This window comes from Paenibacillus auburnensis (assembly GCF_927798115.1).
Lineage (GTDB): Bacteria > Bacillota > Bacilli > Paenibacillales > Paenibacillaceae > Paenibacillus_AQ > Paenibacillus_AQ auburnensis.
In genome coordinates this window covers 184,065-208,022 of record NZ_CAKMMG010000004.1, presented here as the reverse complement: position 1 = coordinate 208,022, position 23,958 = coordinate 184,065, and the positions used below count along the sequence as shown (strand labels likewise).

Sequence of the window (23,958 nt, the reverse complement as noted above, 5' to 3'; positions counted from 1 at the left end):
CAGTTCTGCTAGAACTTAAAAGGCGCCTTTCCATTTATGGAAAGGCGCCTTTTTTGAAAATATAAGAATTTTAAATGCTATTCCTCAACCCGCTTGCTGCGGAATTTCATCAGGAATTCATAGACCACCGGCACAACAACAAGTGTCAGCAGGGTGGAGCTGACCAGACCGCCGATAACGGTCACGCCCAGACCCTTGGAGATAATGCCGGCGCTGTTCTCCAGCCCGGTTACCAGCGGAAGCAGAGCCCCGATGGTCGCGAGTGCGGTCATCAGAATCGGACGAAGGCGGGTACCGCCGGCCTCAAGCAGCGCTTGGCGGGTAGACAGGCCTTCTTTTTCCTTGTGAATAACCCGGTCGATCAGAACGATCGCGTTGGTGACGACGATACCGATCAGCATCAGTGCGCCCATCAGCGCGGAGACGTTCAGCGTTTCTCCGGCCAGGAGCAGAGCGACGAGAGCTCCGATTACTGTGAACGGCAGGGAGAACAGGATCGCGAACGGTGCGAGACCGCCGCCGAATGTCACGACAAGCACGAAGTATACGATGGCAATTGCGGCTGCCATAGCGATTCCGAGCTGGCCGAAGGTTTCGTTGATCTGTTCTGTCACACCGCCGAAGGAAACCGTTACTCCATCCGGCAGATCCAGTGCTTCAACCTTCTCCTTCACACTGTTCGAAGCGCTGTTTACATCGCTGGCGATAATATCGGCTGTTACATCAACGCTCATCTTGCCGTCAATGCGGGTAATGGTATCGGGCGATGTGCCTTTTTCAATGGTTGCCACCTGGCTGACCGGTACCGTAAATCCGAGGGGGGAGGTCAGCGTGGCAGCTTCCATTTCCTGAATACTGCTGTATTTGTTAGTATCGGCTTCAATGTAAACATTGTAGTTCTTGCCGTCAACAGCCACCTCTGTCAGTACCGGACGGGTATTGACCGGACTCAGCTTCATGGCAATTTGTCCTGCGGTCAGACCGAGCGAGCTAAGCTTCGCCTGATCGGCAACAACAGTGTATTGCTCATACGATTCGGAGAGGCTGGTCTCTCCATCCTTGAAGTTTTTGGTGTCGGCATTCACGATGCCGGCAATCTCATCGGCTACTGGCTTCAACTGATCCAGAGTATCGCCAAAAATGTTCACAGTCAGCGTATTGCCGCCAAGCCCGCCGCCCGCCATGCCGGACATATCGCCCCACACGCCATCCGGCACTTCCTTCGTCAGATTTTCAATCAGCTCTTCTTTGACGGTTTCGAAATCAGGCGTATCGCTGTCATAGGTGATATAGAAAAGGCCGGAGTTGTTCGAGCCCATTCCCATGAACCCGCTGCCCCCGATGGAATACTGCATGTTCACTACATGCTCTTGGGCCAAAATGAATTTTTCTGCCTTCAGGCCTTGCTGCTGCACATCCTCAGCCGTCTGTCCGGCTTTTGGCGAGAAGGTCATAATTACACTCTTATCTTCCTGGGATGGCATAAAGCTCACGCCGATCGGTTTGATCAGGAACAGGCTGCCTACAAGTAAAAGAACAGCAACCCCAAATGTAATCAGCTTGTGGGAAAGACACCAGTTCAGGATCTTTTGGTAGCCTACAGCCATTTTGCCCGGCTTCTCGACATGATTCTTCTTGCCCTTCTTCAGGCCGTTACGGAATAGCGAGTGTGCCAGTGCAGGCACCAGGGTAATGGCTACAACCAGTGATGCGATAAGCGAGAAGACCATGGTCAGTGCGAAAGGCAGGAACAGCTCGCCTACCATACCGCTGACAAAAGCAAGCGGCAGGAACACCGCGATCGTAACAATGGTGGAGGACATAATCGGTACGAACATTTCACGTGTAGCCGCGCTGATCAGTTCTCTGCCGCGCAGCTTCTCACCGGACAGCGTCATGCGCCGGTAAATATTCTCAATAACAACGATGGAGTCATCGACGACGCGGCCGATGGCGACGGTCATTGCCCCGAGGGTCATCATGTTAAGGGTAATATCCATCTGGCGCAGGCACAAAACGGCGATGAGCAGTGACAACGGGATGGAGATGATGGAAATAATGGTTGAACGGATGTTACGCAGGAACAGCAGGATGATGAGCACTGCGAACAAGGCGCCGAAGGCGGCCTTGGACAGCATAGTGTTCACGGAATCCTCAATCGGCTTACCTTGATCGAGCAGAACAGTCAGTTCCAAGTCCTTATATTGCTGCTTCAATTCTTCGGTTTTGTCCTTAACGCCATTTACAACTTCAACGGTATTGGCGTCATTGGCCTTTACGATCTGAATTCCGATCGATTCTTTGCCGTTTGTGCGGGAGATGGACTCTGATTTACCGGTAACTTCAATGGCTGCCAGTTCTCCCAGCTTCACTGTCGGCAGTCCTGGAGCGGCTGCAGCGCCAGCCGCACCGGCACCTGCAGCACCTGCTGCTCCGGCTGCACCCGTTCCGGGAGCTGTACTTCCAGCTGATGGCACCAGCGGAATTGATAGATTCTTAAGGTCATCTACGGTGGTGATATTGCCATCCACTACTACGGCCTTCTGTGATTTTTCCATTTCGAATAAGCCGAGCGGCACCCGGAGGGAGGAGGCCTGCACAATACCCTTGATCGTATCTTCAGTCAAGCCGTATTGTTTCAGTTTGGCTTGATCAAACTTAAGGGAGACTTCCTTCACATATTGCCCGGCGATGGATACGGAAGCTACGCCTTCGATATCTTCCAGGGCAGGACGGATGTCGTTCTCGGCAATGCGAGTCATTTCTTCCAAATCAGCTGAGCCGTTATCCGTCAAACTGAGCGAGATGACCGGAAGTGAGCTGAGACTGAACCGGGAGATAGTCGGCTTCTGGGCCTCATCCGGCAGTGTTACGTCATTGAGAGCCTCGCGTACCGCTGCTGTGGCATTATCCAGATTCGTGCCGTAATCAAACTCGATTTGAATGCTGGAAGCATTCTCGAGTGAGGAGGAGGTAATCATTTTGACGCCGTCTACATTGCGCAGCTTTTGTTCCAGCGGTTTGCTGACATCATTTACGACACCCTCAGGCGCTGCACCCGGATAGATTGTAGTCACGCTGAGGTAAGGGATGCTGATATTAGGCAGTGTCTCCTGCTTCATGGTAAGTCCGCTGTATAGACCCGCGAACACGATAATGATCGTCAGAAGCCAAATCGCGAATTTGTTTCTGAGGGAAAAATTAATCAAGCTTTTCATAAGTATGATTCTGCTCCTCTCGGGCTTTCCTGCTGGAAAACCCTGAATTAATGTTGTGCTGCCTGCCTATCCGTTATTTCTCTCTGCTTCCACTTCCATTTGCTTACGCGGTTAGTGAAACCCGCATGAATTTGGCATATAGGGTGATATCAATTTTTGCAGGGCCGCCAGCTTCTCGTGTAGGACAGGATGTTCCTGAAGGTTGGCCAGCATCCCGCGGATGATAACTTTGCGGGGATTCGGCATGAGAAATTCACTCTCCAAAACAGCCAGTGATTCCAGGCCTTCTTCCACACTCTGCTGCTCTGCTGCCGGAACACTTGCGAGCAGCGCCTTCATCTCTTTGATCAGCTGCAGCGGATTTCTGCGCTGGGTGTCCTCCTGCACGTTCATCCAATTCTCCAGAATGGCGGGGGGAATCAGCGGCTCCTTACGTCCGGTGAGCAGGCCGGCTGCAACGATGTCGAGCAGGTCCACCAGATGATCGGCCAGCCGGGAAATGGCAACCGGAGACTCCTGATTGAAGATAAGCCGTATGAAGGCATGAATCATCCCGTCTGCGAACAGGAATAAATCTCCGGTGTACGGAAGGATCTCCCGGCCATAGAGAATCTCCAGCTTGTTCTGGAACCAGAGCAGCAGGGGAGCACTGGACTTGCGGATCCATTCCGGAACCTCCGTTCCGCCCTTTCCGGCGATTTCCTGGAATTGACGCTGCAAAAATTCACGCAGCTCGTATACATGGGTGAGCAGGATTTCAACCTGGTTGCGCAGCTTTTCTTTTGGGGTACTGCGGCTCTGCTGCTCCTCACGCTGCAACGGATCACGGATCATGCGGAAGCAATATATATAAATGCTGCGCTCCAGCTCTTCCTTGGACTTGAACACCAGATATAGACTGCCCTTCGATATTCCGCAAAGCTCGGCAATCTCCTGCATGGACGTGGAGGACGAGCCTTTCACAGCGAATAGCTGCATTGCTGTCTTGATAATCTGCTCTTTTTTATTTGCATTTTTATCAGCCACGAAACAGTTAGACTCCTTTCTGACTTGTTGGTTCTATTATTGACTCTAAGGTCAAAGTGATTATAGTATATAATCCGGAACAATACAAATCCCGTTGCAGCAGAGGTTACAGTATTGTTGTAATTTCATTTTTGCAGTGCTTTACAGTAGGAAGAAACGTATTCTTCAGGTAATATATAAATGTGACATTTTAGTGATCGAAGGTAGAAAGAGAAGGTAGGTTACCAATGAGAAGAGGATTGCAGGCTATAGTCATTATTGCTGCATTACTGGCATTTTATTATTTTGGTTTCGGTATTTTCGGCAGTACCGCCGGGACAATCATCAGTATTTTCTCCACGCTGACCGTCATCTCCATCGGTCTTGGCATTTTCATGGAAAACCGCAATCCCTCCACAACTATGGCCTGGATTCTGCTGCTAGCGCTGATTCCGGTACTCGGGCTTGTATTTTATTTCCTCTTTGGACAAAACGTGTTCAAGCGGCGCAAATATGATAAGAAGGCACAGCGCGATCTGATGGCTTACGAGCGGATTGAGAATGATGCACTGCGTACGCATCAGGACTGGTCTATTTTTGAACCCTCCCGCCAAAAGCTGTTGGGGCTGTCACAAAGGCTGGCCCGGACACCGGTTTCCTTCAGTTCGGAAACGCGGATTCTGACCAACGGCGAAGAGACATTCGGCACCTTGCTGCTGGAGCTGCGGCAGGCACAGCATCATATTCATATGGAATATTATATTTTTCGGGCAGACCACATCGGAACACGCATTCAGCAGATTCTGATTGAAAAGGCCCGGGCAGGCGTCACGGTCAGATTTATGTATGACGCTGTCGGCAGCATCCAGCTTTCCAAAGCCTTCCTCAAGGAATTGACCGATGCAGGGGTACAGGTTGCGGCTTACGGCAATTCTACTTCCTTTTTCTCCAGCCGGGTGAATTACCGTAATCACCGCAAGATCGTGGTCATTGACGGCGATGTCGGCTTTATGGGCGGACTTAACGTTGGGGATGAGTACCTCAGCCGCAGCAAGACGTACGGGTTCTGGCGCGATACGCATATGCTGCTCCGGGGTGAGGCCGTGCGGACGATGCAGATTATTTTCCTGCAGGACTGGATGCATACGACGGGGGAGAAAATACTGGAGCAGGATTATCTCTCCCCGCAGCTGCGTTTTACAAATGGGGACGGGGCAGTACAGATTATTGCCAGCGGACCGGATAATGAGCGCCGGGCACTCAAGAATATTTTCTTCTCCATGATTACTTCCGCGGAAAAATCAGTGTGGATCGCCAGCCCCTACTTTATCCCGGATGAGGATATCCTCACCGCACTGCGGGTTGCCGCGATGTCCGGCCTGGATGTTCGTCTTCTGTTTCCGGCCAAACCGGATAAATGGCTGCCGTTTCTGGCTTCCCACTCCTATTTTCCGGCGCTGCTGGAATCAGGAGTGAAGATTTACGAATACGAGAAGGGCTTTATCCACTCGAAGCTGCTGATTACAGACGGGGAGATCGCCACCATCGGCACGGCGAATATGGATATGCGCAGCTTCCATCTTAATTTTGAAGTGAACGCGTTGCTGCTGCAGACCGAGAGCGTATCCCGTATTGTTGCTGATTTTGAGCGCGACCTGCTGTCGACACGCCAGATTGTGCATGAGACCTTCATGAACAAAAGGCTGCTCGAGCGGCTGCTGGAATCAGCGGCACGGTTGATGTCGCCGCTGCTGTAAGACAAGAAAACCGCCGGAAGCTATGGAGCTTCCGGCGGTTTTTTGCTGTTTTAAAATGTGGTAAATCCAAGGCTTACCTGTATCCGGAAGATGACATATTTCAGCCAGGTCACATCGCTCTGATATTCCTCAAGCGGCAGACTGTATTCTGCGCCCTCGTTAGTCCACAGCCGGTTGAAATAGCCGGATATCTCAGTGTAAAGCGGCTGATCCTGCGGGACAGCCACCCAGAGATCATTCTCCAGATTGTAATCGTCCAGGTTGCGGGCCGTGAAATTGGTTGAACCGCCAAGGACAACCGATTTGCCTGAGGCCTTGTCAATAAACATCAGCTTGGTATGATATTGCTCTTTGCCGGTATTGTACCAGCGGATACCGACTTTTCCGTCTGAACGCCGGTTCAGGTCCATGGCGACCGGGCGGTTCGGGATACCGATCTTTTCCCGGCCGAAGGCATTCTGATTCGGGTCCAGCAGGAGGCGTACCTCCGCGCCGCGCTCTGATGCCTCCAGAAGGGCATTGATAATGGCATCATCGGCAAGATAGAACATTCCCATCCAGATGACATCGCCCTGCTCAGCCCCGCGGATCCCTTCAAGTGCGTACTTATATACTTTGCCCTCTGTTAAATAACGCACCTCCAGCGGACCACCGGCAGCTTCAGCCGTCTGCGTGAATTCAGGCGTCTTGCCCAGCAGCGGGCCAGCATCCGAGAGGTCGGCCGCAGCCTGCTCAGACCGCAGGATATCGGCGATAACCGGGCCCTGTACCTCCAGCGCTATATTGGAATGGTAGGCGCTGGCATCATGCACGTTGCCGGAGGAGATGAGTGCGGTATTCTCACTGACCACAACTTTGCGGTGATTGGCTTTTACATTGAGCAGCTTTAAATAAGAACGGGCTGTAATATCCGGCCCTTCGCTGGCCATAAGATTCGGAATCCAGCCGTTGCCGGACTGTCCGAACCACTGGATGAAGGTGCGCCATATGGCGGAGTAGGCAGGCGTCGAATCGCGGAGTGCATCTACGTCTGTAATCACTACCTTGATGCCTGCCGACTTCAGCTCTTCCAGCAGATGATTGGAGGCGGAGCCGTAATTGGTGTTGACCTCATCCGTAATGAAGACGATATCCATGGCAGGATAAGCGGCTTTGTGGGCGATAAGCTTATCGGCAAGCTTCCGGCTGACCGCAGGGTACTGCTGGTCTTTATGGGTGTAGTCGTTGAACAGGAACAGATCAATTACCAGAAACTGCCGGGACTCATCGACAATCTGCAGAATTCTAGGCAAAATTTGCTCCTCACGCTCTTCGTTCCCATTGCCGGCCGGATACGTCAGATCGTGTAAGAAGCTCACGTTGTCAGCATGATAAACAGGGCTCTCATAGGAGATGCCTGGCGGCAGCGGTTTATGGGTCTGATAGATCATGACGGCGACCAGCCACAGAATGAGCAGGACAGCGGCAGCCAGCCATAGGCGCCGCCGCGGGAATTTCCTTTTTTTAGAGGCAAGGGATGAACCGGTCATGGAGTTACTGGATTGATACAGCCGTTCCTGCGGACTGGGTGGTTTGCTTGAATTCATAGGGCGATCCTCCTGGGTATGCTCCGGCTTTGTAACAACCTATTACCGCTCTGGAGGGAGAAGTGAAGCAGATAGATGGCAAATATCTGATGCTATAGTGTTGCTGAATTAGTATAAGGTTATTCCTGTCTCTCTCATGTTGGGATAGCCTATAACCTCTGATGACATAATACTTATGCATATGTATAATGAGTGTAGACAATTTGTATAAGGTTTAAATATTCAAAATCATGCAGCGGGTATAGGGAAAGAGAGTGGGATGCTACGTGTACTCTATCAAACAGGTCGTCGAAATGCTGGATATTCCGTCTGTCACGCTGAGGGCCTGGGAAAACAGATATCAGGCAGTTACCCCTGAACGGACCGAATCCGGCTACAGGCTGTATAGCCAGGAGAACATCGAAGATCTGCGCTGGCTGAAGGAGCAGACCGAGAAGCAGGGCATCAGCATTTCGCATGCAGTCCGGCTGCTGAGAGCCCGCAAAGAGAAGCCTATAGAGGACCCGCATGCAGGAGCGGGCGGTACGCCCCAGGAAGCTTTTGAGAAGATGAAGCAGCAGATTTACACGGCTCTGCTCGAATTCCAGGGGGAACGGGCGAATGCGCTGATCGACTTTGGCTTCTCGATGTACGGGTATGAGGCGATGTTTCATCAGGTGCTCGTACCAGTGCTGGTCAGGGTGGGTGATGCCTGGGAAGAGGGTACGGCAACAGTAGCACAGGAGCATTATATGACCCACATGGTCTCAAACCGCTTCTATCAATTCTTCCATGTGTTTCCGGTCCATGCCCATTTACCGAAGGTATTGGCTTTTTGTCCGGAGGGGGAGCATCATCAGGTAGGACTGCTGCTGTTCTCGCTTTTCCTGCGGAAGAACGGAGCCGAGGTCATTTATCTGGGGGCCAATACGCCGGAAGAAGGGGTCATGGCGATGCTGGAAAACCAGAACCGGATCGGGGCGATTTGCCTGTCGCTTACTGGCAAGGAGCTGCTGCCCTATTGCGAGGGTCTCATTAAGCGTTTGAGTGAAGCCTGCCCGGGGGTGCGGTTTATTCTGGGAGGCAAAGGTTTTGAGGGGGCTGAGTTCCCCTCGTCTGAAGCCGTTGCTATTATAAATGAGCCTGCGGAGCGCTGGCAGGACTGGTTTGATTATCTGTTTACAGGAGTAAAGAGCAGGCCCTGAACCGGGCAGGAGAGAGAATCCTTAGGTATCACTTTCGGGTGATATCGGAGGGTTCTTTTTTTTGAAATATAAGGATTTATATGTTTTACGCTATCAATCATCCTTCTATTTTTCGCAGAAACGATCACCGTCCCAGAGAGGACGGCGAAGCCGTTTCTTCTTAGTTATTTACACAGACCCATAAAGTATGTATGATATCTGTATAAGCAATGTATAGTTTTTGTATAACGTTTGTAAGGGATGTCCTTATCGTATAGAAATCGTATAGAAGCAGAGCAGAGAAGAGGGAGTGGAGCAGATGATTGGAAAAAGCGCCGCAAAGGTTGCTGTAGTCGGTGCAGGCCCCGGAGGTCTAGCCGCGGCTATGCTTCTGGCTGCCGAGGGCTACGAGGTAGAGGTTTATGAGAAGCAGGAGGTCGTTGGCGGAAGGTCGGGGGAACTCCGGCTGGGGGAATACCGCTTTGACCGCGGGGCCACCTTTCTGATGATGCCGCATCTGCTGGAGGAGCTGTTCGCTTCAGCGGGGCGCTCCCTGCATTCCTATGTATCTCTGCAAGAGCTGGATCCGCTCTACTCCTTGCATTTCGGAGACACCGTATTCCGGCCCTCGACGAACCAGGACCAGACTGCGGAGGAGATTGAGCGGCTGTTCCCGGGGAATGGGGCAGGCTACCGCCGGTTTATGGCTGATGAAGATGATAAGTTCGGCAGAGTGATGCCGCTGCTGCAGCGCCCCTTTCAATCCCCCCGCGATTATGTGAAAAAAGATGTGCTGCACGCGCTCCCTAAGCTTCATGCCACGGATACGGTGTATAACCGTTTATCCCGCTATTTTGATGATGAGCGGCTGCGCTATGCCTTTACCTTCCAGGCCAAATACCTCGGCATGTCACCATGGGAATGCCCCGGAACCTTTACCATATTGTCTTATCTGGAGCACCGCTACGGCCTTTATCATCCGATTGGCGGCATTAACCGGGTGCTTCAGGCTATGGGGGAGGTCATTAAGGAGCATGGCGGCCGTATCCATACTTCCTGTGGAGTAGAGCGAATCTTGGTCAAGAACGGCCATGCAGCGGGGCTGCTGCTGGAGAACGGAGAGAGAGTGGACGCGGATTATATCGTCATCGGGGCAGACTTCGGTTCGGCAATGACCCGGCTGTTTGAGCCGGGCGTACTCAAGAGATACACACCTGCCAAGCTGGAGCGCAAGCGTTACTCCTGCTCGACGGCGATGCTGTATCTGGGGGTGGACGGTGCTGTAGACCTTGGGCATCATTCCGTTCATTTCGCGGAGGATTACCGGAGAAATGTAGATGAAATTACAAGGCTTGGCACGTTGTCGGAGGATCCTTCGATTTATGTGCATAATCCTTCGGTTATAGATCCAACCCTGGCTCCTGCAGGAAAATCCTCACTGTACGTGCTGATGCCGGTCCCCAACCTTCAGGCCGGGATTGACTGGAACAAGGAGAGCGCCATCGTTGAGGAAGAGATGATGGAACGGCTAGAGAGTATTCCGCAGCTTAGGGGATTGTCCTCCAGAGTGGAGGAGAGCCAGTTCTTCTCGCCGCTCGACTGGCAGAACAAATTGGATGTATATAACGGGGCCACCTTTAATCTGGCCCATAACCTCGGGCAGATGATGTATCTGCGCCCGCATAATACCTTCCAGGAGGTCCGCGGCATTTGGCTGGTCGGCGGCGGTACCCATCCGGGCAGCGGGCTGCCGACGATCTTCGAGTCGGCTAAGATCAGCGCCCGCCTGCTGCAGGAGCATGACCGCGCAGCCCGCAGTAAAGCCGCAGTCCAGACCGGCGTTGCCGGCACGGGAGCTGCGCTGTGAGCAGGTTGGCCATTGTCGGCGGCGGCATCGGCGGGCTGACGGCCGCATTACTGCTTAGCCGTCAGGGGCAGGAGGTTGTGCTGTATGAGCGTGCCCCGCAGGTGGGCGGGCGCGTTGCCTTCGAAGAGAAGGGGCCGTACCGGATTGACCAGGGACCGACGATCGTGCTGCTTCCCGAGATGCTGCTGGGCATTCTGGAGGAAGGCGGGCTGCCGGCCGGGAGCCTGGAGCTGCTGCACTGTGATCCGCTCTGCCGGATTCACTTCAAGAGCGGGCGTGTCCTGACTAAGTATGCCGATATTCAGGAGCAGGCTGCAGAGATTGACCGTAATTACCCGGGAGAAGGCGCGGGGTTTATCCGCTTCATGAAGGAGATGTCGGAGCTGTATCCGCGGGGTAAGGCTTCCTTTCTAGAACGGGGCTTTCGGCGTAAACGCGATTTTTTCAGTCCGGGCAACCTGTCGCTGATGGCCCGGCTGCGCGCCTATAAGAGCCTGCGGTCAGCAGTGGGACAATATTTCAAGAGTGAAGAGCTGAAGGATGCCTTTTCACTGCAAAGCTTATACATCGGCGGGGCCCCTTTCCGGACACCGGGGATTTACACTATGCTGCCTTACGCCGAGCATGCCTTTGGCATCTGGATGCTGAAGGGCGGATATGGCCGTCTGCCGCAGATTATAGAACGAGAGCTGGTAAGGCGGGGCGTACAGATTCATACAGATACCGAGGTTGAAGCGTTGACCGTAAGCGGCGGACGCTGCCGCGGAGTTGTTATTCAGGGTGAAGCGATTCCTTACGATGCTGTATTGTATAACGGAGATTTCCCGCATCTGGAAGGGCTGCTGGGTGGGGCTTCAGAAGGAACCGGGAGATCGGGGAACAGCAGGTTCAAGCCTTCCTCGGGCTGTCTGCTGATCTATGCGGGAGCGGCCAGAAGATGGCCTGATTCACAGGTGCACCAGTTTTTCCTGCCGGAGAGTCTCAATGACAATCTGCGTGAATTGTTCGATCACGGGAAGCTCTCCCATAGCCCTTCTTATTATGTATTTAATCCGGCGGTACTCGATGAACACGCGGCTCCTCCCGGCGAAAGCGTATTGTATTTTCTTATCCCTGTTCCGGCAGACCCGGACCTGGATTGGGCGGGCCTGGCCGGACCGCTGGCCGACAGGGTGCTCGCGGATGCGGAAGCCCGCGGATTTCCTGGGCTTCGCGGGAGTATCACGTGGCGTAAGCTCCGTACCCCCGCTGACGCGCAGGAGGATGGCCTTTTCGGCGGAGGCAGCTTCGGGATAGCGCCTGTGCTGGGGCAATCGGGCGTCTTCCGGCCACAGCCGAAGCCTTATCTTTTACATGGATTATATGCAGCCGGCGCATCCGTGCATCCCGGGGGCGGGGTACCGATTGTCATGCAGGGAGCAAGGCTGGCTGTACATGAAATGATGAAGGAGATGAGTATCCATGAATGAAACGATTTTGCTGCAATGCGGGGAACTGATGAGAAGAGGATCTTCTTCCTTCCATAAAGCGTTTGACGGTCTGCCCAGCCCGCGCCGCGAAGCGGTGCATGTTATTTATGCGTTTTGCCGGATCATTGATGACAGTGTGGATGAGCCGGAGAATTCACCGTACACCATTCATGAGCTGCGCAGCATGTTCTTGAAGCTGGAGGAGGCCGAGGGGCATTTCATCTGGCCGGCCTTGCGCTGGCTGTTCAGCAGCTTTCCCCAATTGAGCCAGGAGCCGTTTCTGCTGCAAATGGAAGGCCAGCTGACAGATCTCACCTTTACGCATTATGAGACGATGGAGCAGCTGGAATCTTATTGTTATCTTGTAGCGGGGACCGTTGGAGAGATGCTGCTTCCTGTTCTGCGGGATGACGATAATGAAGAGGCGCGGTCAGCGGGGATATCGCTTGGAATGGGCATGCAGCTTGTGAACATTATACGTGATGTCGGTGAGGATTTAAGGCGCGGACGCAGGTATCTCCCCCTTGAAGTGCTGCAGAGAAACGGTTACAGCGAGCAAGAGCTGGCTCAGGGCGAAGTCAATGAGCGTTTTATTGCCGTACTTCAGGAATTGAAAACAGAGGCATTAGCTTATTTTAGGCGGGGGCTGGATAATGTCAGGACGTATCCTCCCCAGAGCGGAATGGCCGTAGAGCTGGCTGCCGCCTTTTATGCCGCAATACTCGATGCCGTGGCAGCCCAAGATTATAATGTGTTCCACAAGCGGGCTTACGTCAGCGACGAGGCGAAGGTTCTAATGTTCCGGCGCACGGCTGCGCGGTATCCCTTGGTGCACTGATGATCAGGACTCTATTCTGGATATGGTATGCCATCGGGGCATTGCTGCTGATCCTGTTCAGTATTCCCAAGAGCCTGGAGTTTTCCAGTGGTTTGTTTCTGATTCTATATGCGGTTTATGCCGTGGATTTGATGGCCGGGGGTCATGTACGCCCTTTTATGTCCGACCGGTCAGTCATTTTTTTAGCTGAGAAAAGCTACCGCCCGCTCTGGCTTCCTGCTGTTCTGATCTGGGCCGGCGGGATGGCTGTGGAATGGTTTGGGGTTCACACCGGGCGTCTGTTTGGCAATTATGAATATTCCTCTGCCCTTGGACCGCTTGTCTACGGCGTGCCGGTTACGCTGGGTTTTGCCTGGATAGCTGTAGTGTGCAATGCTGTGCTGTTAAGCTATGACTTTGGCCAAACCGGGCTCCGTTCGCGGGGGGTAAAGGCAGTTCAGACCGGCTTCTGGAGCGTGCTGCTCGATCTGGTGCTTGATCCCGTCGCTCATGCCAGGAATTTCTGGCACTGGGAGGATGGCGGCGGATTATATAGTGTTCCATGGAGCAATTTTGCCGGCTGGTTTGTGGTCGGAGGACTGTTGTCTCTGTTCCTGCCCAATGTACAGCTGTCCTTGCGGGCAGCCCGCAGAGGGACCCGTTTATACCAGGCGATTCTGATTATGTTCGGGCTTATAGGAATGCGTGAAGGACTGATGCTCTGCACGGGTATAGCCGTACTCGGGGCCGGTCTGGCGGAAGGGAGTCTGCGTTATGCTGGAAGCCGCCAAATCCAGAAGCTTTGACCGATGGTTTTACCGTTACAATTCATTGTATTTGCTCCGCCGGCATTTTCATTTCATTGGACTCTCGGGGGAGCTGCAGCCGCCAGCTGCCGCCGGCCGGCCTGTGCTCTACCTGATGAATCACAGCTCGTGGTGGGACGGACTTCTGGCTTACCATGCTGCCGGCCGGCTGAGTGGTACCCGGCATTATTTCATGATGGAAGAGGAGCAGCTGCGTAAATACGCCTTCTTCTGCAAGCTCGGAGCGTATTCCATCAACCGCAGCAGTACCGGGGATGTCAGCGCCTCTCTACGGTATACGGCAAGGCTGCTGCGTGAAGGCGGCAGTGTCTGGATCTACCCCGAAGGGGAGATTCTGCCGCTCGGACACCGCCCGCTGGTTCTGAAGGAAGGGGCTGCGCTGGTGCTGCGGATGTGTCCGCAGGCTGCCGTCGTTCCGGTCACCCTCTACCACGGCCTGTTCCGCCATACCAGACCGGAGGCAACTCTTCTGGCCGGGCTGCCGCTTCTGCATCCCTGGGGGGATATGGACCGGCGCAGTATTTCCCGGGTACTTGAGGCAGCGCTTGGAGCACAGCTGGAGGCCCACAGCGGCCAGATTCTTAACCATAAAGGATACATGCCGGAGAGCTTCAGGCCGCTGATGAAAACCGGAAGATCCACGAATGAGTGGCTGGATGCCCTGAAAGGGAGGACTAGACGATGATAAGCCTCCTACAAGGGATCACCGTCATCCTGCTGTTACAGCTGCTGTTTGCAGTATGGAATGCTGCGCAGCTTCCGAAGCTGGGAAGCAGGCTGAAGGGGAAGACTCCATCAAAAATGCCGCATATAGCTGCTATGCCGGTCCGAACAGTATCTGTACTGGTCCCCGCACGTGATGAGGCAGAGGGGATTGCAGCCTGCCTCTCCTCCGTGCTGGATTGCGATCCCTCAGCAGGCTGGCGGACGGAAATCCTGTTACTGGACGACCGCTCCAGTGACGGTACGGGAGCGATTGCCGCTGCAGCCGGACAGGGCCGCGTCCGGGTGCTCCCGGGCCGTGAGCTGCCGGCGGGCTGGCTGGGCAAGTCCCATGCCTGTGCGCAGCTGGCGGAAGCTGCCGGCGGAGAATGGCTGCTGTTCCTGGATGCCGATGTTCGGCTGCGTCCAGGAGCACTGCAAGCAGCCCTTGCTGCAGCAGAACAGCAGGGGAGCGGACTGATCACCGGCTTCCCCCGGCAGATTACAGGCTCCTGGCTGGAGCGCCTGGTTGTTCCGCTAATGGGCTTCACAGTAATCAGCCATCTGCCGGTTATGCTCGTCCGGGGATCGCAAGATCCCCGCTTTGTGGCCGCCCACGGCGGCTTTATGCTGATACGCCGGGACAGTTACGCCCGGTGCGGAGGGCATGCAGCAATCCGGGGCGAGCTTGTAGATGATATGGCTCTGGCCCGTGCCGTTAAGCATGCGGGTGAACCGGTGCTGCTGGCTGACATTACGGAACATGCTGAAATGCGGATGTACCATAATGCAGCGGAGGTATGGAATGGCTACCGTAAGAACATCTATGCCGGCCTGGGCCGCAGACCCTCGCTGCTGCTGGGCATGTTGCTGCTCTATATGCTGCTATATGTGCTGCCTTATGCGGCAGCCGTTTACTTTGGCCTGACCGGACAGGGGCAGGGTCTTCTCTGGTCTGTTAGCGCGTGCGCGTCGGGCATAGCTGTCAAAAGAACCAGCGATTCCGCAGGCAGACAGCCCCTCTGGTTCTGTTTCCTGATTCCTGCGAGCATCCTAAGTCTGAGCGCAATCGCAGTAAGCTCCTGGCGCGGCAGCTATTCCGGCCGGGGCTATGAATGGAAAGGGAGGAAATACCGATGAAACCGGAGGCAGTCATTATCGGTGCCGGATTCGGCAGCTTATCCTGTGCGGTGACACTGGCTGCAAAGGGCTGGAAAGTGACCGTGCTGGAACGCCAGCCCCAGCCCGGAGGCAAGCTGCAGCGTATAACGCAGCAAGGTTATACCTTCGACAGGGGACCCAGTACGATAACGATGCCGCATGTATTTCGTTCCCTGTACGAGCTGGCCGGCGAAACCATGGAAGACTATGTCCAGCTCTATGAGCTGGAGCCGCGGACACGCAACGTGTTTGCCGACGGCACCGTGGTGGATTTCTCGAAGAATACCGGGTTTATGCAGGAACAGATTGCAGCTTACAGTCCCGCCGATGCTGCCCGTTATCCGGAGTTTATGAGCGAAGCTGCCGCATTGTACCGCCTCAGTGAACAGCAGTTTCTGGGCAGACTGCTGCTCTCCTGGAAGGACAAATTATCCCCCGCCCTTATGCGCGGTCTCGTGCGTGTACGTCCCTTTCTCTCTCTGCATTCCCTGCTGGGCCGGTACTTTAGCCATCCTCACACCCTGGCGATGCTGGGCCGTTATGCTACTTATGTCGGCTCATCGCCCTTTCAATCACCGGCGATTTTTGCCATGCTGGCACATCTGGAGAGCCGGGAAGGGGTCTATGGAGTTCACGGCGGAACGTATAAGCTGGTAGAGGGACTGGTTTCCCTGGCTGAAAAGCTGGGTGTTCAGGTGGTAACCGGGACAGAGGTTACAGAAATCTCTGTGAAGAACGGTGAGGTGGAAGGTGTAGAGACAGTGAACGGCTTCTATCCCGCAAAGACCGTAATTGCCGGCGGGGATGTGCTCAGCATCAACCGGATGCTGCTGCCCCGGCACAGCCGCCGGGGAATGAGTGACCGCCAAATAGCTTCCTATGAACCGTCGCTGTCCGGCCTGGTTACTCTGGCAGGCGTGCAGCGTAAGTATGAGGCTTTGCTGCATCATACGGTATTTTTTCCCGAACAATATGAGCCGGAATTCAAGGATATCTTTAGACGCAGGCGCCCTCCGGTCCAGCCCGCAGTCTACGTATGCCACTCGGGTTATTCTGAGCCGGGCATGGCACCGGAAGGTGCAAGTAATCTCTTCATTCTCGCTAATGCCCCCTATTTAAGCAGTGCCTGTGACTGGAAGGAAGAAACCGCAGTTTACGGAAATAAGGTACTGGCGATGCTGGATGCACACGGAATTTCCGGCATTGGTCAGGCAGAAGTGTTGCAGCATTATACGCCGCAGGATATCGCTGATGATACCTTAGCTCACCGCGGAGCGATTTACGGCATTTCCTCTAATTCCGTGCGGCAGACATTTTTCCGGCCGGGAAACCGTTCGAAGGATGTCAAAGGACTGTGGTATGTTGGTGGAACAACACATCCCGGCGGAGGTACGCCGGTTGTATCACTTTCAGGTAGGCTCGTTGGTGAAACCATTGCGAGGAGCCTATAATTCAGGTCTGGTGCAAGGCTGGTAAAATGACGTGCGGTGATATGCTATAATGAAGCAATGCTTGTGAAGATGAGGCCATAGGGAAGGCTGCCGGGGCCTTCGCGTGTATATAGAGAGTGTGGAACAGGAGGAACGAGCATGAATCAGATGCCGCCGGGCAAACAGGAATTTAGCGGTTTAAGTCAAAGCGCAATACCGCAGGCTGCAGACAAAGACAATACGCAGTCTGCGCCGCTGCTGCCTGCCTCCGGCACGGGGGAGCGCAAGCTTGAGCATGTGCGCCTCTGCCTGAATGAAGAAGTGGGCGGCAGCGGCATTACCACCGGATTCGAGCAGTACCGGTTCCGTCATAATGCGCTGCCGGAGCTGAACTATGAGGACATTTCACTGCGTACCGTTTTCCTGGGGCGTGAGCTTCAGACACCGCTGCTGATCAGCTCGATGACTGGCGGCAGCAAGGCGACCGGAGCGATTAATGCCCGGCTGGCCAGCGCAGCGGGCCGCCGCGGCTGGGCGCTTGGTGTCGGCTCGGTCCGGGCTGCGGTAGAGCGTACGGAGCTGGCGGAGACCTTCCATGTACGAGACAAGGCTGCGGGAATTCCGGTCATTGCCAATATCGGCGCCGTGCAGTTATCCTACGGCTTCGGCGCGGAGGAATGCCGGAGAGCCGTGGACATCGCAGGTGCGGACTGGCTGGTGCTGCACCTGAACGGGCTGCAGGAAATTTTTCAGCCCGAAGGCAATACCGGGTTTGCCTCCTTGCTCGCACAGATCGAAAAAGTGTGCCGGGCGCTGGAAATCCCGGTCGGTGTGAAGGAAGTCGGCTGGGGGATCGACGGCGACACAGCGCTCCGGCTGTATAATGCCGGTGCAGCCTTTATCGATGTTGCCGGTGCAGGCGGCACCTCCTGGAGCCAGGTCGAGAAGTTCCGCAACACCGATCCGGTGCGGCGGGCGGCGGCGGAGGCCTTCGCGGACTGGGGCATCCCAACCGCTGAATGCATCCGGGAGGTGCGGGCCGTGGCCCCGCACGGCGCGCTGATCGGCAGCGGCGGGCTGAAGCACGGCGTAGATGCCGCCAAGGCACTGGCGCTCGGTGCGGATCTCGCCGGCTTCGGCCGGAACCTGCTGGGACCGGCTGTGGAATCCGAGGAAGCGCTAGACCGGGCGCTCGCCCAGGTAGAGCTGGAGCTGCGGACGGCAATGTTCGGCATCGGCGCACCGGATCTGGCGGCTTTGCGCGGCAGCCAGCGGCTGATCCGGCGATAGAAGCAAGACGACATTTTAAGGAAGTAAGAGGGCGAAAGCTAATGATTAAACTGGTCCAAATGGACGAACCGACATTTCAGTTTTTTTTACAACAATCTACCCGTGACTATGCGGAGGATAAAATCAGAATCGGTGCATGGGAAAAAGAGACGGCAATGAAGCTGTCACAGGAAGAAATGACCCGTTATCTGCCCCACGGTCTCTACACAGAAGGTGCATACTTATACTCCATTGTGGAGACAGAGAGCGATGCCCAGGCCGGATACATCTGGTTCAACGTGATTGAAGGACGCCAGGGCAAAGAAGCCTTCATCTATGACTTCTATATCTTTGAGCCCTATCAACGGAAGGGATACGGATCTATGGCGCTGACCGCCCTGGATGAAGAAGCCCGCAAAATGAATGTGACGCGGATTGGTCTGCATGTCTTTGGGGACAATGACCGGGCCTTTAAGCTGTATCAAAAAATGGGCTTCCAGATCACCGACATCACTATGTCCAAAAAACTGTAGAATGACCGCCGTACTAATGGCATATCAGACTCCTTCGGGGGTCTTTTTGGTGTTTGGAGCTGGCCGATTCTGATTAGCCCGCGGCCAGCGGCCGCCTTTTATTTGGCACACCATCGGGACATCCGCTGTTGCTGGAGGTTTTGTTCTAATATATAATGGTTTAGATCAAGTCGGTAATTATGCGGTGGATCAATACAACCGAAAATAGGAGTTGTCATATAAATGGCTTTGAAAGCTGGTATCGTTGGACTGCCAAACGTGGGTAAATCCACATTATTTAATGCAATCACCCAAGCGGGAGCGGAATCCGCTAACTATCCCTTCTGCACCATTGACCCGAACGTCGGTGTCGTGGAAGTGCCGGACGAACGTCTCGACAAGCTGACCGAGCTGGTGCAGCCAAACAAGACGGTTCCGACCGCTTTTGAATTTGTTGATATTGCCGGACTCGTACGCGGCGCAAGCAAGGGTGAGGGCCTTGGCAACAAGTTCCTGGCCCATATCCGTGAGGTTGATGCGATTGTTCACGTTGTACGCTGCTTTGTGGACGAGAACGTAACGCATGTAGACGGTAAGGTGAATCCGATCAGCGACATCCAGACGATTAACCTGGAGCTCATTCTGGCTGACCTGGAGAGCATCGAGAAACGGATCGAACGCTCCCGCAAAAACATCAAGGGTGGCGACAAGAAATACGCCCAGGAAGTTGAAGTTCTGGAGCGCGTCAAGGAAGCTCTTTATCAAGACCAGCCTGCGCGCAGCGTGGAATTGTCCGATGACGAGCGTCTGATTGTGCGTGATCTTCACCTTCTTACCCTGAAGCCGGTGCTGTATGCGGCCAATGTGGGCGAGGATGAAGTAGCCAGTGCCGAAGAGAACCCTTATGTTCAGCAGGTACGCGAATTCGCAGCTGGCGAGAACGCTGAAGTGGTGCCGATTAGCGCCAAAGTGGAAGCGGAGATTGCTGAGCTGGAAGGCGAAGACAAAGCCATGTTCCTCGAAGAGCTGGGCCTGCAGGAATCCGGGCTTAACCGCCTGATCAAAGCGGCCTACAAGCTGCTGGGCTTGTACACTTACTTCACTGCTGGTGTGCAGGAAGTCCGCGCTTGGACGATCCGCAAAGGTACCAAAGCGCCTGGAGCAGCCGGTGTTATTCATACGGACTTCGAACGCGGCTTTATCCGTGCGGAAGTTGTGGCTTATGCCGATCTTTTGGCTGCCGGTTCCATGAACGGTGCCAAGGAACGCGGACAGCTCCGTCTGGAAGGCAAGGAATATCTCGTACAGGACGGCGATGTTATGCATTTCCGTTTCAACGTATAGACACTTCTGCTTATAACGCTTGAAGATAGAGAGGCCATTTCGTGGCGGGTTTCCGCTCCGGAATGGCTTCTTTTTTACAGGATGAATGGAATATCATCGCTAAAGGTATGCATACTAGAATACAGGGCGGTATGTTCAGGGGGGTAAGAACCCTTTTATCAAAAGATTTGCTGTCTATGGACTATGCACTGTAGCCAATAAGCAGAATCGGTGATATAATATAAAGTCGTATATCTATTGTTACTGTAATCCATAATTTTAAGTATTTTATCGAATATATTGAACCAGGAGAGGTGAATTCCCTTGTTGTTGGACCGATTGCAATCATTGGCGGACCGCTATGAGAAACTCAGTGAACTGCTTTGTGACCCGGATGTTGCAAACGACAGTAAGAAACTGAGGGACTATTCCAAAGAACAATCTGATCTGCAGCCTGCCTTTGAGGCTTATGCTGAATATAAAAATGTAATGGAAGAGCTTGAGGCAGCCAAGATGATGCAGGCCGAGAAGCTTGATGATGAAATGAAGGAAATGGTCAAAATGGAAATTGACGATCTTTCCTCACGCCAGGTGGAGTTGGAGGAGAAAATCCGCATCCTGCTGCTGCCGAAGGACCCGAATGACGACAAGAACGTAATCGTCGAAATCCGCGGCGCGGCCGGCGGAGATGAAGCAGCTTTGTTTGCCTCTGACCTGTACCGGATGTACACCCGTTATGCCGATGCCCAAGGCTGGCGCGTTGAGTTGATGGATGTGAATACGAATGACCTGGGCGGCTTCAAGGAAGTTATCTTCCTTATTAACGGCCGCGGTGCGTACAGCAAGATGAAATACGAGAGCGGCGCACACCGTGTTCAGCGTATTCCGGCCACAGAATCCGGCGGACGGATTCATACCTCTACTTCAACCGTAGCAGTTATGCCGGAAGCGGAGGAATTCGAAATCGAAATTCACGATAAAGACATCCGTGTAGATACCTTCTGTTCCAGCGGAGCGGGCGGACAGTCCGTTAATACAACCAAATCTGCAGTCCGTGTAACGCATGTGCCTACAGGGATTGTAGCCACCTGTCAGGACGGCAAATCACAGAACTCCAACAAAGAGAAGGCGCTGCAGGTACTGCGTGCCCGTATCTCCGACCTCAAGCGTCAGGAAGAGGAAGCGAAATATGCCGGCGAACGCAAGAGCAAAGTCGGCACAGGCGACCGCAGTGAGCGGATCCGCACCTATAACTTCCCGCAGAGCCGGGTAACGGATCACCGTATCGGCCTTACCCTGCACCGTCTGGAGCAGGTAATGAACGGAGAAATCACCGATATTATTTCGGCACTTTCGATTGCGGAACAAGCGGAATTGATGGAAAAAGGAGAATAATGCTTTGAAACACGACTTCTATGTCATGTCGGAATTGCAAAGCATCCGGGAAGCCTTTGCGGAGGCTTCTTCTTTTTTGGACAAAAGCGGGTGCAATGAGCCGCAGCGCAGCAGCCAGCTCCTGCTGGAGCATGTGCTGGGCTTGTCCGGTGCCGCCTATTATATGGCGCTGGCGGATCCTTTTCCGGCTGCGCTAAAGGCGGCCTGGGAGGCCGGAGTGAACCGCCGGGCGGCCGGCGAACCGGTGCAGTATATCATCGGCGAGCAGGAATTTTACGGCCGGGCGTTCGAAGTGACGCCGGACGTGCTGATTCCGCGGCCGGAGACGGAGCTGCTCGTCGAGGCCATCCTGAAGTACGGCGCAGAGCTGTGGCCGGACGGGCTTGTTCCCGCCGCCGCAGGCGACGCGCGCGGGGCAAGACCGCTGACCGCCGTCGATATCGGCGCCGGCAGCGGTGCGATCTCCGTCACGCTGGCGGCGGAAGCGCCGGCGTGGCGTGTCTGCGCAGGCGACATTTCGCCGGGCGCGCTGGCCGTGGCCGGCCGCAACGCGCAGTGGCACGGCGCGGCGGTGGACCTGCGGCTCGGCGACCTGCTCGAGCCGTTTGCGGGGATGGAGACGGATATTCTCGTCTCCAACCCGCCGTATATTCCCGGCGGCGACATCGCCGGGCTGCAGCGCGAGGTGCGCGACCATGAGCCGCGCACGGCGCTGGATGGCGGCGATGACGGGCTGGACCCGTACCGCCGCATGATGGACCAGCTGCCGCTGCTGCCGGCAGCCCCGCGCCTGGTCGGCTTTGAGCTCGGCCAGGGCCAGGCCGGACAGGTGGCCGCGCTGCTGCGCGCGGCGGGCCACTGGAACGAGATCGTCACGATCGACGATCTCGCGGGAATTCCCCGCCATGTGCTGGGCATCGCCCGGTAGCGGGTCCCGGTACGATACCGCCGCTGTGTTAGACGAACAGACTGCGGTGAAATTGTATTTTTGCTGCCCCTTCCTTTACAATAGAATTGACGGGACTTCTAACTAAGCGTGAACTGGAAGCTCCAGTACTGAGTAAGGAGACAGAATATGCTTCAGAAGATTAAAAAGATTGACGGTGCTATCGTAATTGTCCTATTACTGCTGATGGTCATCAGCATTTTCTCTATATACAGTGTGACCCATGGAAGAAAAGACCTGGATGGCATGCACATCAAGATGATCAAATTCTATATCCTCGGCATGGTTGCCTTTCTCGGACTGACGTTCATTGATTACCGGCTGATCGTCAAATATGCGCTCTATATCTATATTACCGGGATCGGGATACTGGTCCTGGTCAGCTTTATCGGTAAAACGCAGAACGGCGCCCAGGGCTGGTTGAAGTTCGGCGGATTCAGCCTTCAGCCGGCGGAACTGTTTAAGCTGATTTTGATCCTGTTTCTGGCGGCTGTGCTGGTCCGTAAGAACAAGAACAGGCTGCTCTTCTGGAAGGATGTCGTGCCGCTGGGTTTGCTTACCATACTGCCTTTTCTGATTGTCATCAGTCAAAATGACCTGGGTAATGCGCTCTCCTATATCGTAATTCTGGTGGGGCTGCTGTGGATCGGGAATATTAAATTTTCGCATGCGCTGATTGGTCTGCTGATTATAGCCAGTACGGCGACTGCCGGAATTATGAGCTATATACACTATCATGATCAGATCAAGACCTTTCTTACAGATATCGGGCGCTCCCACTGGGTGGAGCGGTTTGACCCCTGGCTGGTTCCTGACGAAGCGACGGCCAAGGCCAGTTACCATACCAAAAACGCCAAGCTGGCCATTGCCTCAGGCGGCATGAGCGGGGAAGGTTATATGGAGGGCAGCTCGGTGCAGACCGACCGGGTACCTTACACGTATTCCGACTCGATTTTTGTGCAGATTGCCGAGGAATTCGGATTTGTCGGCTCTGCGCTGCTGCTGCTGCTGTATTTTATCCTGATTCACCGGATGATTCTGATTGCGCTGGAGTGTAAAGACCGCGGCGGCCCGTTCCTGATTGTCGGCATCGTGGCGATGATTCTGTACCAGATTTTTGAGAATATTGGTGCGTTCATTGGACTGATGCCGCTTACTGGTATTACGCTGCCGTTCATCAGCTTCGGGGGGACCTCGCTCCTGATCAACATGGCCAGCATCGGGCTGGTGATGAGTGTGCGACTCCACGGACGGGAAGTTGAAGAGAATCTGCCGGCTCCTGCGGCTTATCCCGCAGCTGCGAAACAAGGCTGAGATATGAATGTTAATAAACCGCTGGCTCCATCAGGGATGGGGACTGGCGGTTTTTTCTTTTGCGTGAGGGAATTTCTGGAGAGGGAATAAAAAATTGTATTCGCCCCTCCAGTTGCTTTAAAATGGAAAATAACAGCTTATCCTGGTTTGGTGCAAAGAGGCGGCAAGTCAAATCCCAATATAGTCAGGAGTTCTTC

General features: G+C 54.3%; 18 protein-coding genes. 15 read left to right on the top strand and 3 right to left on the bottom strand.

The features are described from left to right. Window positions 1–77 precede the first annotated feature (77 nt). Both L6H70_RS16550 and L6H70_RS16545 read right to left on the bottom strand, forming a co-directional pair. Complete coding sequence (locus L6H70_RS16550; protein WP_236334973.1) at window positions 78–3,218, bottom strand: efflux RND transporter permease subunit; 3,141 nt, start codon at window positions 3,216–3,218, stop codon at window positions 78–80. Between the two features lie 111 nt (window positions 3,219–3,329). Then, window positions 3,330–4,244: a TetR/AcrR family transcriptional regulator gene (locus L6H70_RS16545; protein WP_236334972.1), complete on the bottom strand. Its 915-nt coding sequence runs from the start codon at window positions 4,242–4,244 to the stop codon at window positions 3,330–3,332. Between the two features lie 227 nt (window positions 4,245–4,471). Here L6H70_RS16545 and cls point away from each other — a divergent pair, with 227 nt between their 5' ends. Beyond that, window positions 4,472–5,980 carry a cardiolipin synthase gene (cls, locus tag L6H70_RS16540; protein ID WP_236334971.1) on the top strand — a complete coding sequence of 503 codons (1,509 nt, stop codon included), beginning with the start codon at window positions 4,472–4,474 and terminating at the stop codon, window positions 5,978–5,980. 50 nt (window positions 5,981–6,030) lie between these two features. On the opposite strand, the gene L6H70_RS16535 is transcribed toward cls, so the two are convergent. Then, window positions 6,031–7,509, bottom strand: coding sequence for a phospholipase D family protein (locus tag L6H70_RS16535; protein ID WP_423802845.1), 1,479 nt, complete (start codon window positions 7,507–7,509; stop codon window positions 6,031–6,033). Between the two features lie 323 nt (window positions 7,510–7,832). On the opposite strand from L6H70_RS16535, the gene L6H70_RS16530 reads away from it, so the two are divergent. The 14 genes from L6H70_RS16530 to L6H70_RS16465 all read left to right on the top strand — a co-directional run bounded on the left by L6H70_RS16530 (window position 7,833) and on the right by L6H70_RS16465 (window position 23,761). Then, on the top strand, window positions 7,833–8,750 hold the full coding sequence (locus L6H70_RS16530) for a MerR family transcriptional regulator (RefSeq protein WP_236334965.1): 918 nt from the start codon (window positions 7,833–7,835) through the stop codon (window positions 8,748–8,750). A 298-nt stretch (window positions 8,751–9,048) separates the two neighbouring features. Next, a complete protein-coding gene (locus tag L6H70_RS16525; RefSeq protein WP_236334964.1) occupies window positions 9,049–10,596 on the top strand; it encodes a phytoene desaturase family protein in 1,548 nt (515 codons plus the stop codon). Further along, a complete protein-coding gene (locus L6H70_RS16520) occupies window positions 10,593–12,065 on the top strand; it encodes a phytoene desaturase family protein (RefSeq protein WP_236334963.1) in 1,473 nt (490 codons plus the stop codon). The genes L6H70_RS16525 and L6H70_RS16520 overlap by 4 nt, the downstream gene beginning before the upstream one ends. Next, the gene (locus tag L6H70_RS16515) at window positions 12,058–12,903 is read left to right on the top strand and encodes a phytoene/squalene synthase family protein (RefSeq protein ID WP_236334962.1); all 846 of its coding nucleotides are present in this window, start codon (window positions 12,058–12,060) and stop codon (window positions 12,901–12,903) included. Before L6H70_RS16520 ends, L6H70_RS16515 begins: the two co-directional genes overlap by 8 nt. Then, window positions 12,903–13,688, top strand: a complete 786-nt coding sequence (locus L6H70_RS16510; protein ID WP_236334961.1) for a carotenoid biosynthesis protein — start codon at window positions 12,903–12,905, stop codon at window positions 13,686–13,688. The genes L6H70_RS16515 and L6H70_RS16510 overlap by 1 nt, the downstream gene beginning before the upstream one ends. After that, entirely contained in the window at window positions 13,657–14,394 is a 738-nt protein-coding gene (locus L6H70_RS16505; protein WP_236334960.1) for a lysophospholipid acyltransferase family protein, read from the top strand. The genes L6H70_RS16510 and L6H70_RS16505 overlap by 32 nt, the downstream gene beginning before the upstream one ends. Continuing rightward, window positions 14,391–15,551: a glycosyltransferase family 2 protein gene (locus L6H70_RS16500; RefSeq protein WP_236334959.1), complete on the top strand. Its 1,161-nt coding sequence runs from the start codon at window positions 14,391–14,393 to the stop codon at window positions 15,549–15,551. The genes L6H70_RS16505 and L6H70_RS16500 overlap by 4 nt, the downstream gene beginning before the upstream one ends. Beyond that, entirely contained in the window at window positions 15,548–17,023 is a 1,476-nt protein-coding gene (locus L6H70_RS16495; protein ID WP_236334958.1) for a phytoene desaturase family protein, read from the top strand. The genes L6H70_RS16500 and L6H70_RS16495 overlap by 4 nt, the downstream gene beginning before the upstream one ends. Window positions 17,024–17,161: 138 nt before the next feature. After that, window positions 17,162–18,292, top strand: coding sequence for a type 2 isopentenyl-diphosphate Delta-isomerase (gene fni, locus L6H70_RS16490; RefSeq protein WP_423802840.1), 1,131 nt, complete (start codon window positions 17,162–17,164; stop codon window positions 18,290–18,292). Window positions 18,293–18,333: 41 nt separating this feature from the next. Next, a complete protein-coding gene (locus L6H70_RS16485) occupies window positions 18,334–18,804 on the top strand; it encodes a GNAT family N-acetyltransferase (RefSeq protein ID WP_236334957.1) in 471 nt (156 codons plus the stop codon). A 222-nt stretch (window positions 18,805–19,026) separates the two neighbouring features. Then, complete coding sequence (gene ychF / locus L6H70_RS16480) at window positions 19,027–20,127, top strand: redox-regulated ATPase YchF (protein WP_054942308.1); 1,101 nt, start codon at window positions 19,027–19,029, stop codon at window positions 20,125–20,127. Window positions 20,128–20,433: 306 nt separating this feature from the next. Then, window positions 20,434–21,501, top strand: a complete 1,068-nt coding sequence (prfA, locus tag L6H70_RS16475) for a peptide chain release factor 1 (RefSeq protein ID WP_054942672.1) — start codon at window positions 20,434–20,436, stop codon at window positions 21,499–21,501. Between the two features lie 4 nt (window positions 21,502–21,505). Continuing rightward, the gene (gene prmC, locus L6H70_RS16470) at window positions 21,506–22,429 is read left to right on the top strand and encodes a peptide chain release factor N(5)-glutamine methyltransferase (RefSeq protein WP_236334955.1); all 924 of its coding nucleotides are present in this window, start codon (window positions 21,506–21,508) and stop codon (window positions 22,427–22,429) included. A 147-nt stretch (window positions 22,430–22,576) separates the two neighbouring features. Next, window positions 22,577–23,761, top strand: coding sequence for an FtsW/RodA/SpoVE family cell cycle protein (locus L6H70_RS16465; RefSeq protein ID WP_236334953.1), 1,185 nt, complete (start codon window positions 22,577–22,579; stop codon window positions 23,759–23,761). The last annotated feature ends 197 nt before the right edge of the window (window positions 23,762–23,958 follow it).

Bases quoted from the DNA above. Each gene is read 5' to 3' on its own strand.
- L6H70_RS16550 (WP_236334973.1), bottom strand. From the start codon at position 3,218: ATGAAAAGCTTGATTAATTTTTCCCTCAGAAACAAATTCGCGATTTGG.
- cls (WP_236334971.1), top strand. From the start codon at position 4,472: ATGAGAAGAGGATTGCAGGCTATAGTCATTATTGCTGCATTACTGGCA.
- L6H70_RS16535 (WP_423802845.1), bottom strand. From the start codon at position 7,509: ATGACCGGTTCATCCCTTGCCTCTAAAAAAAGGAAATTCCCGCGGCGG.
- L6H70_RS16525 (WP_236334964.1), top strand. From the start codon at position 9,049: ATGATTGGAAAAAGCGCCGCAAAGGTTGCTGTAGTCGGTGCAGGCCCC.
- L6H70_RS16515 (WP_236334962.1), top strand. From the start codon at position 12,058: ATGAATGAAACGATTTTGCTGCAATGCGGGGAACTGATGAGAAGAGGA.
- L6H70_RS16510 (WP_236334961.1), top strand. From the start codon at position 12,903: ATGATCAGGACTCTATTCTGGATATGGTATGCCATCGGGGCATTGCTG.
- L6H70_RS16505 (WP_236334960.1), top strand. From the start codon at position 13,657: ATGCTGGAAGCCGCCAAATCCAGAAGCTTTGACCGATGGTTTTACCGT.
- L6H70_RS16500 (WP_236334959.1), top strand. From the start codon at position 14,391: ATGATAAGCCTCCTACAAGGGATCACCGTCATCCTGCTGTTACAGCTG.
- L6H70_RS16495 (WP_236334958.1), top strand. From the start codon at position 15,548: ATGAAACCGGAGGCAGTCATTATCGGTGCCGGATTCGGCAGCTTATCC.
- fni (WP_423802840.1), top strand. From the start codon at position 17,162: ATGAATCAGATGCCGCCGGGCAAACAGGAATTTAGCGGTTTAAGTCAA.
- L6H70_RS16485 (WP_236334957.1), top strand. From the start codon at position 18,334: ATGATTAAACTGGTCCAAATGGACGAACCGACATTTCAGTTTTTTTTA.
- ychF (WP_054942308.1), top strand. From the start codon at position 19,027: ATGGCTTTGAAAGCTGGTATCGTTGGACTGCCAAACGTGGGTAAATCC.
- L6H70_RS16465 (WP_236334953.1), top strand. From the start codon at position 22,577: ATGCTTCAGAAGATTAAAAAGATTGACGGTGCTATCGTAATTGTCCTA.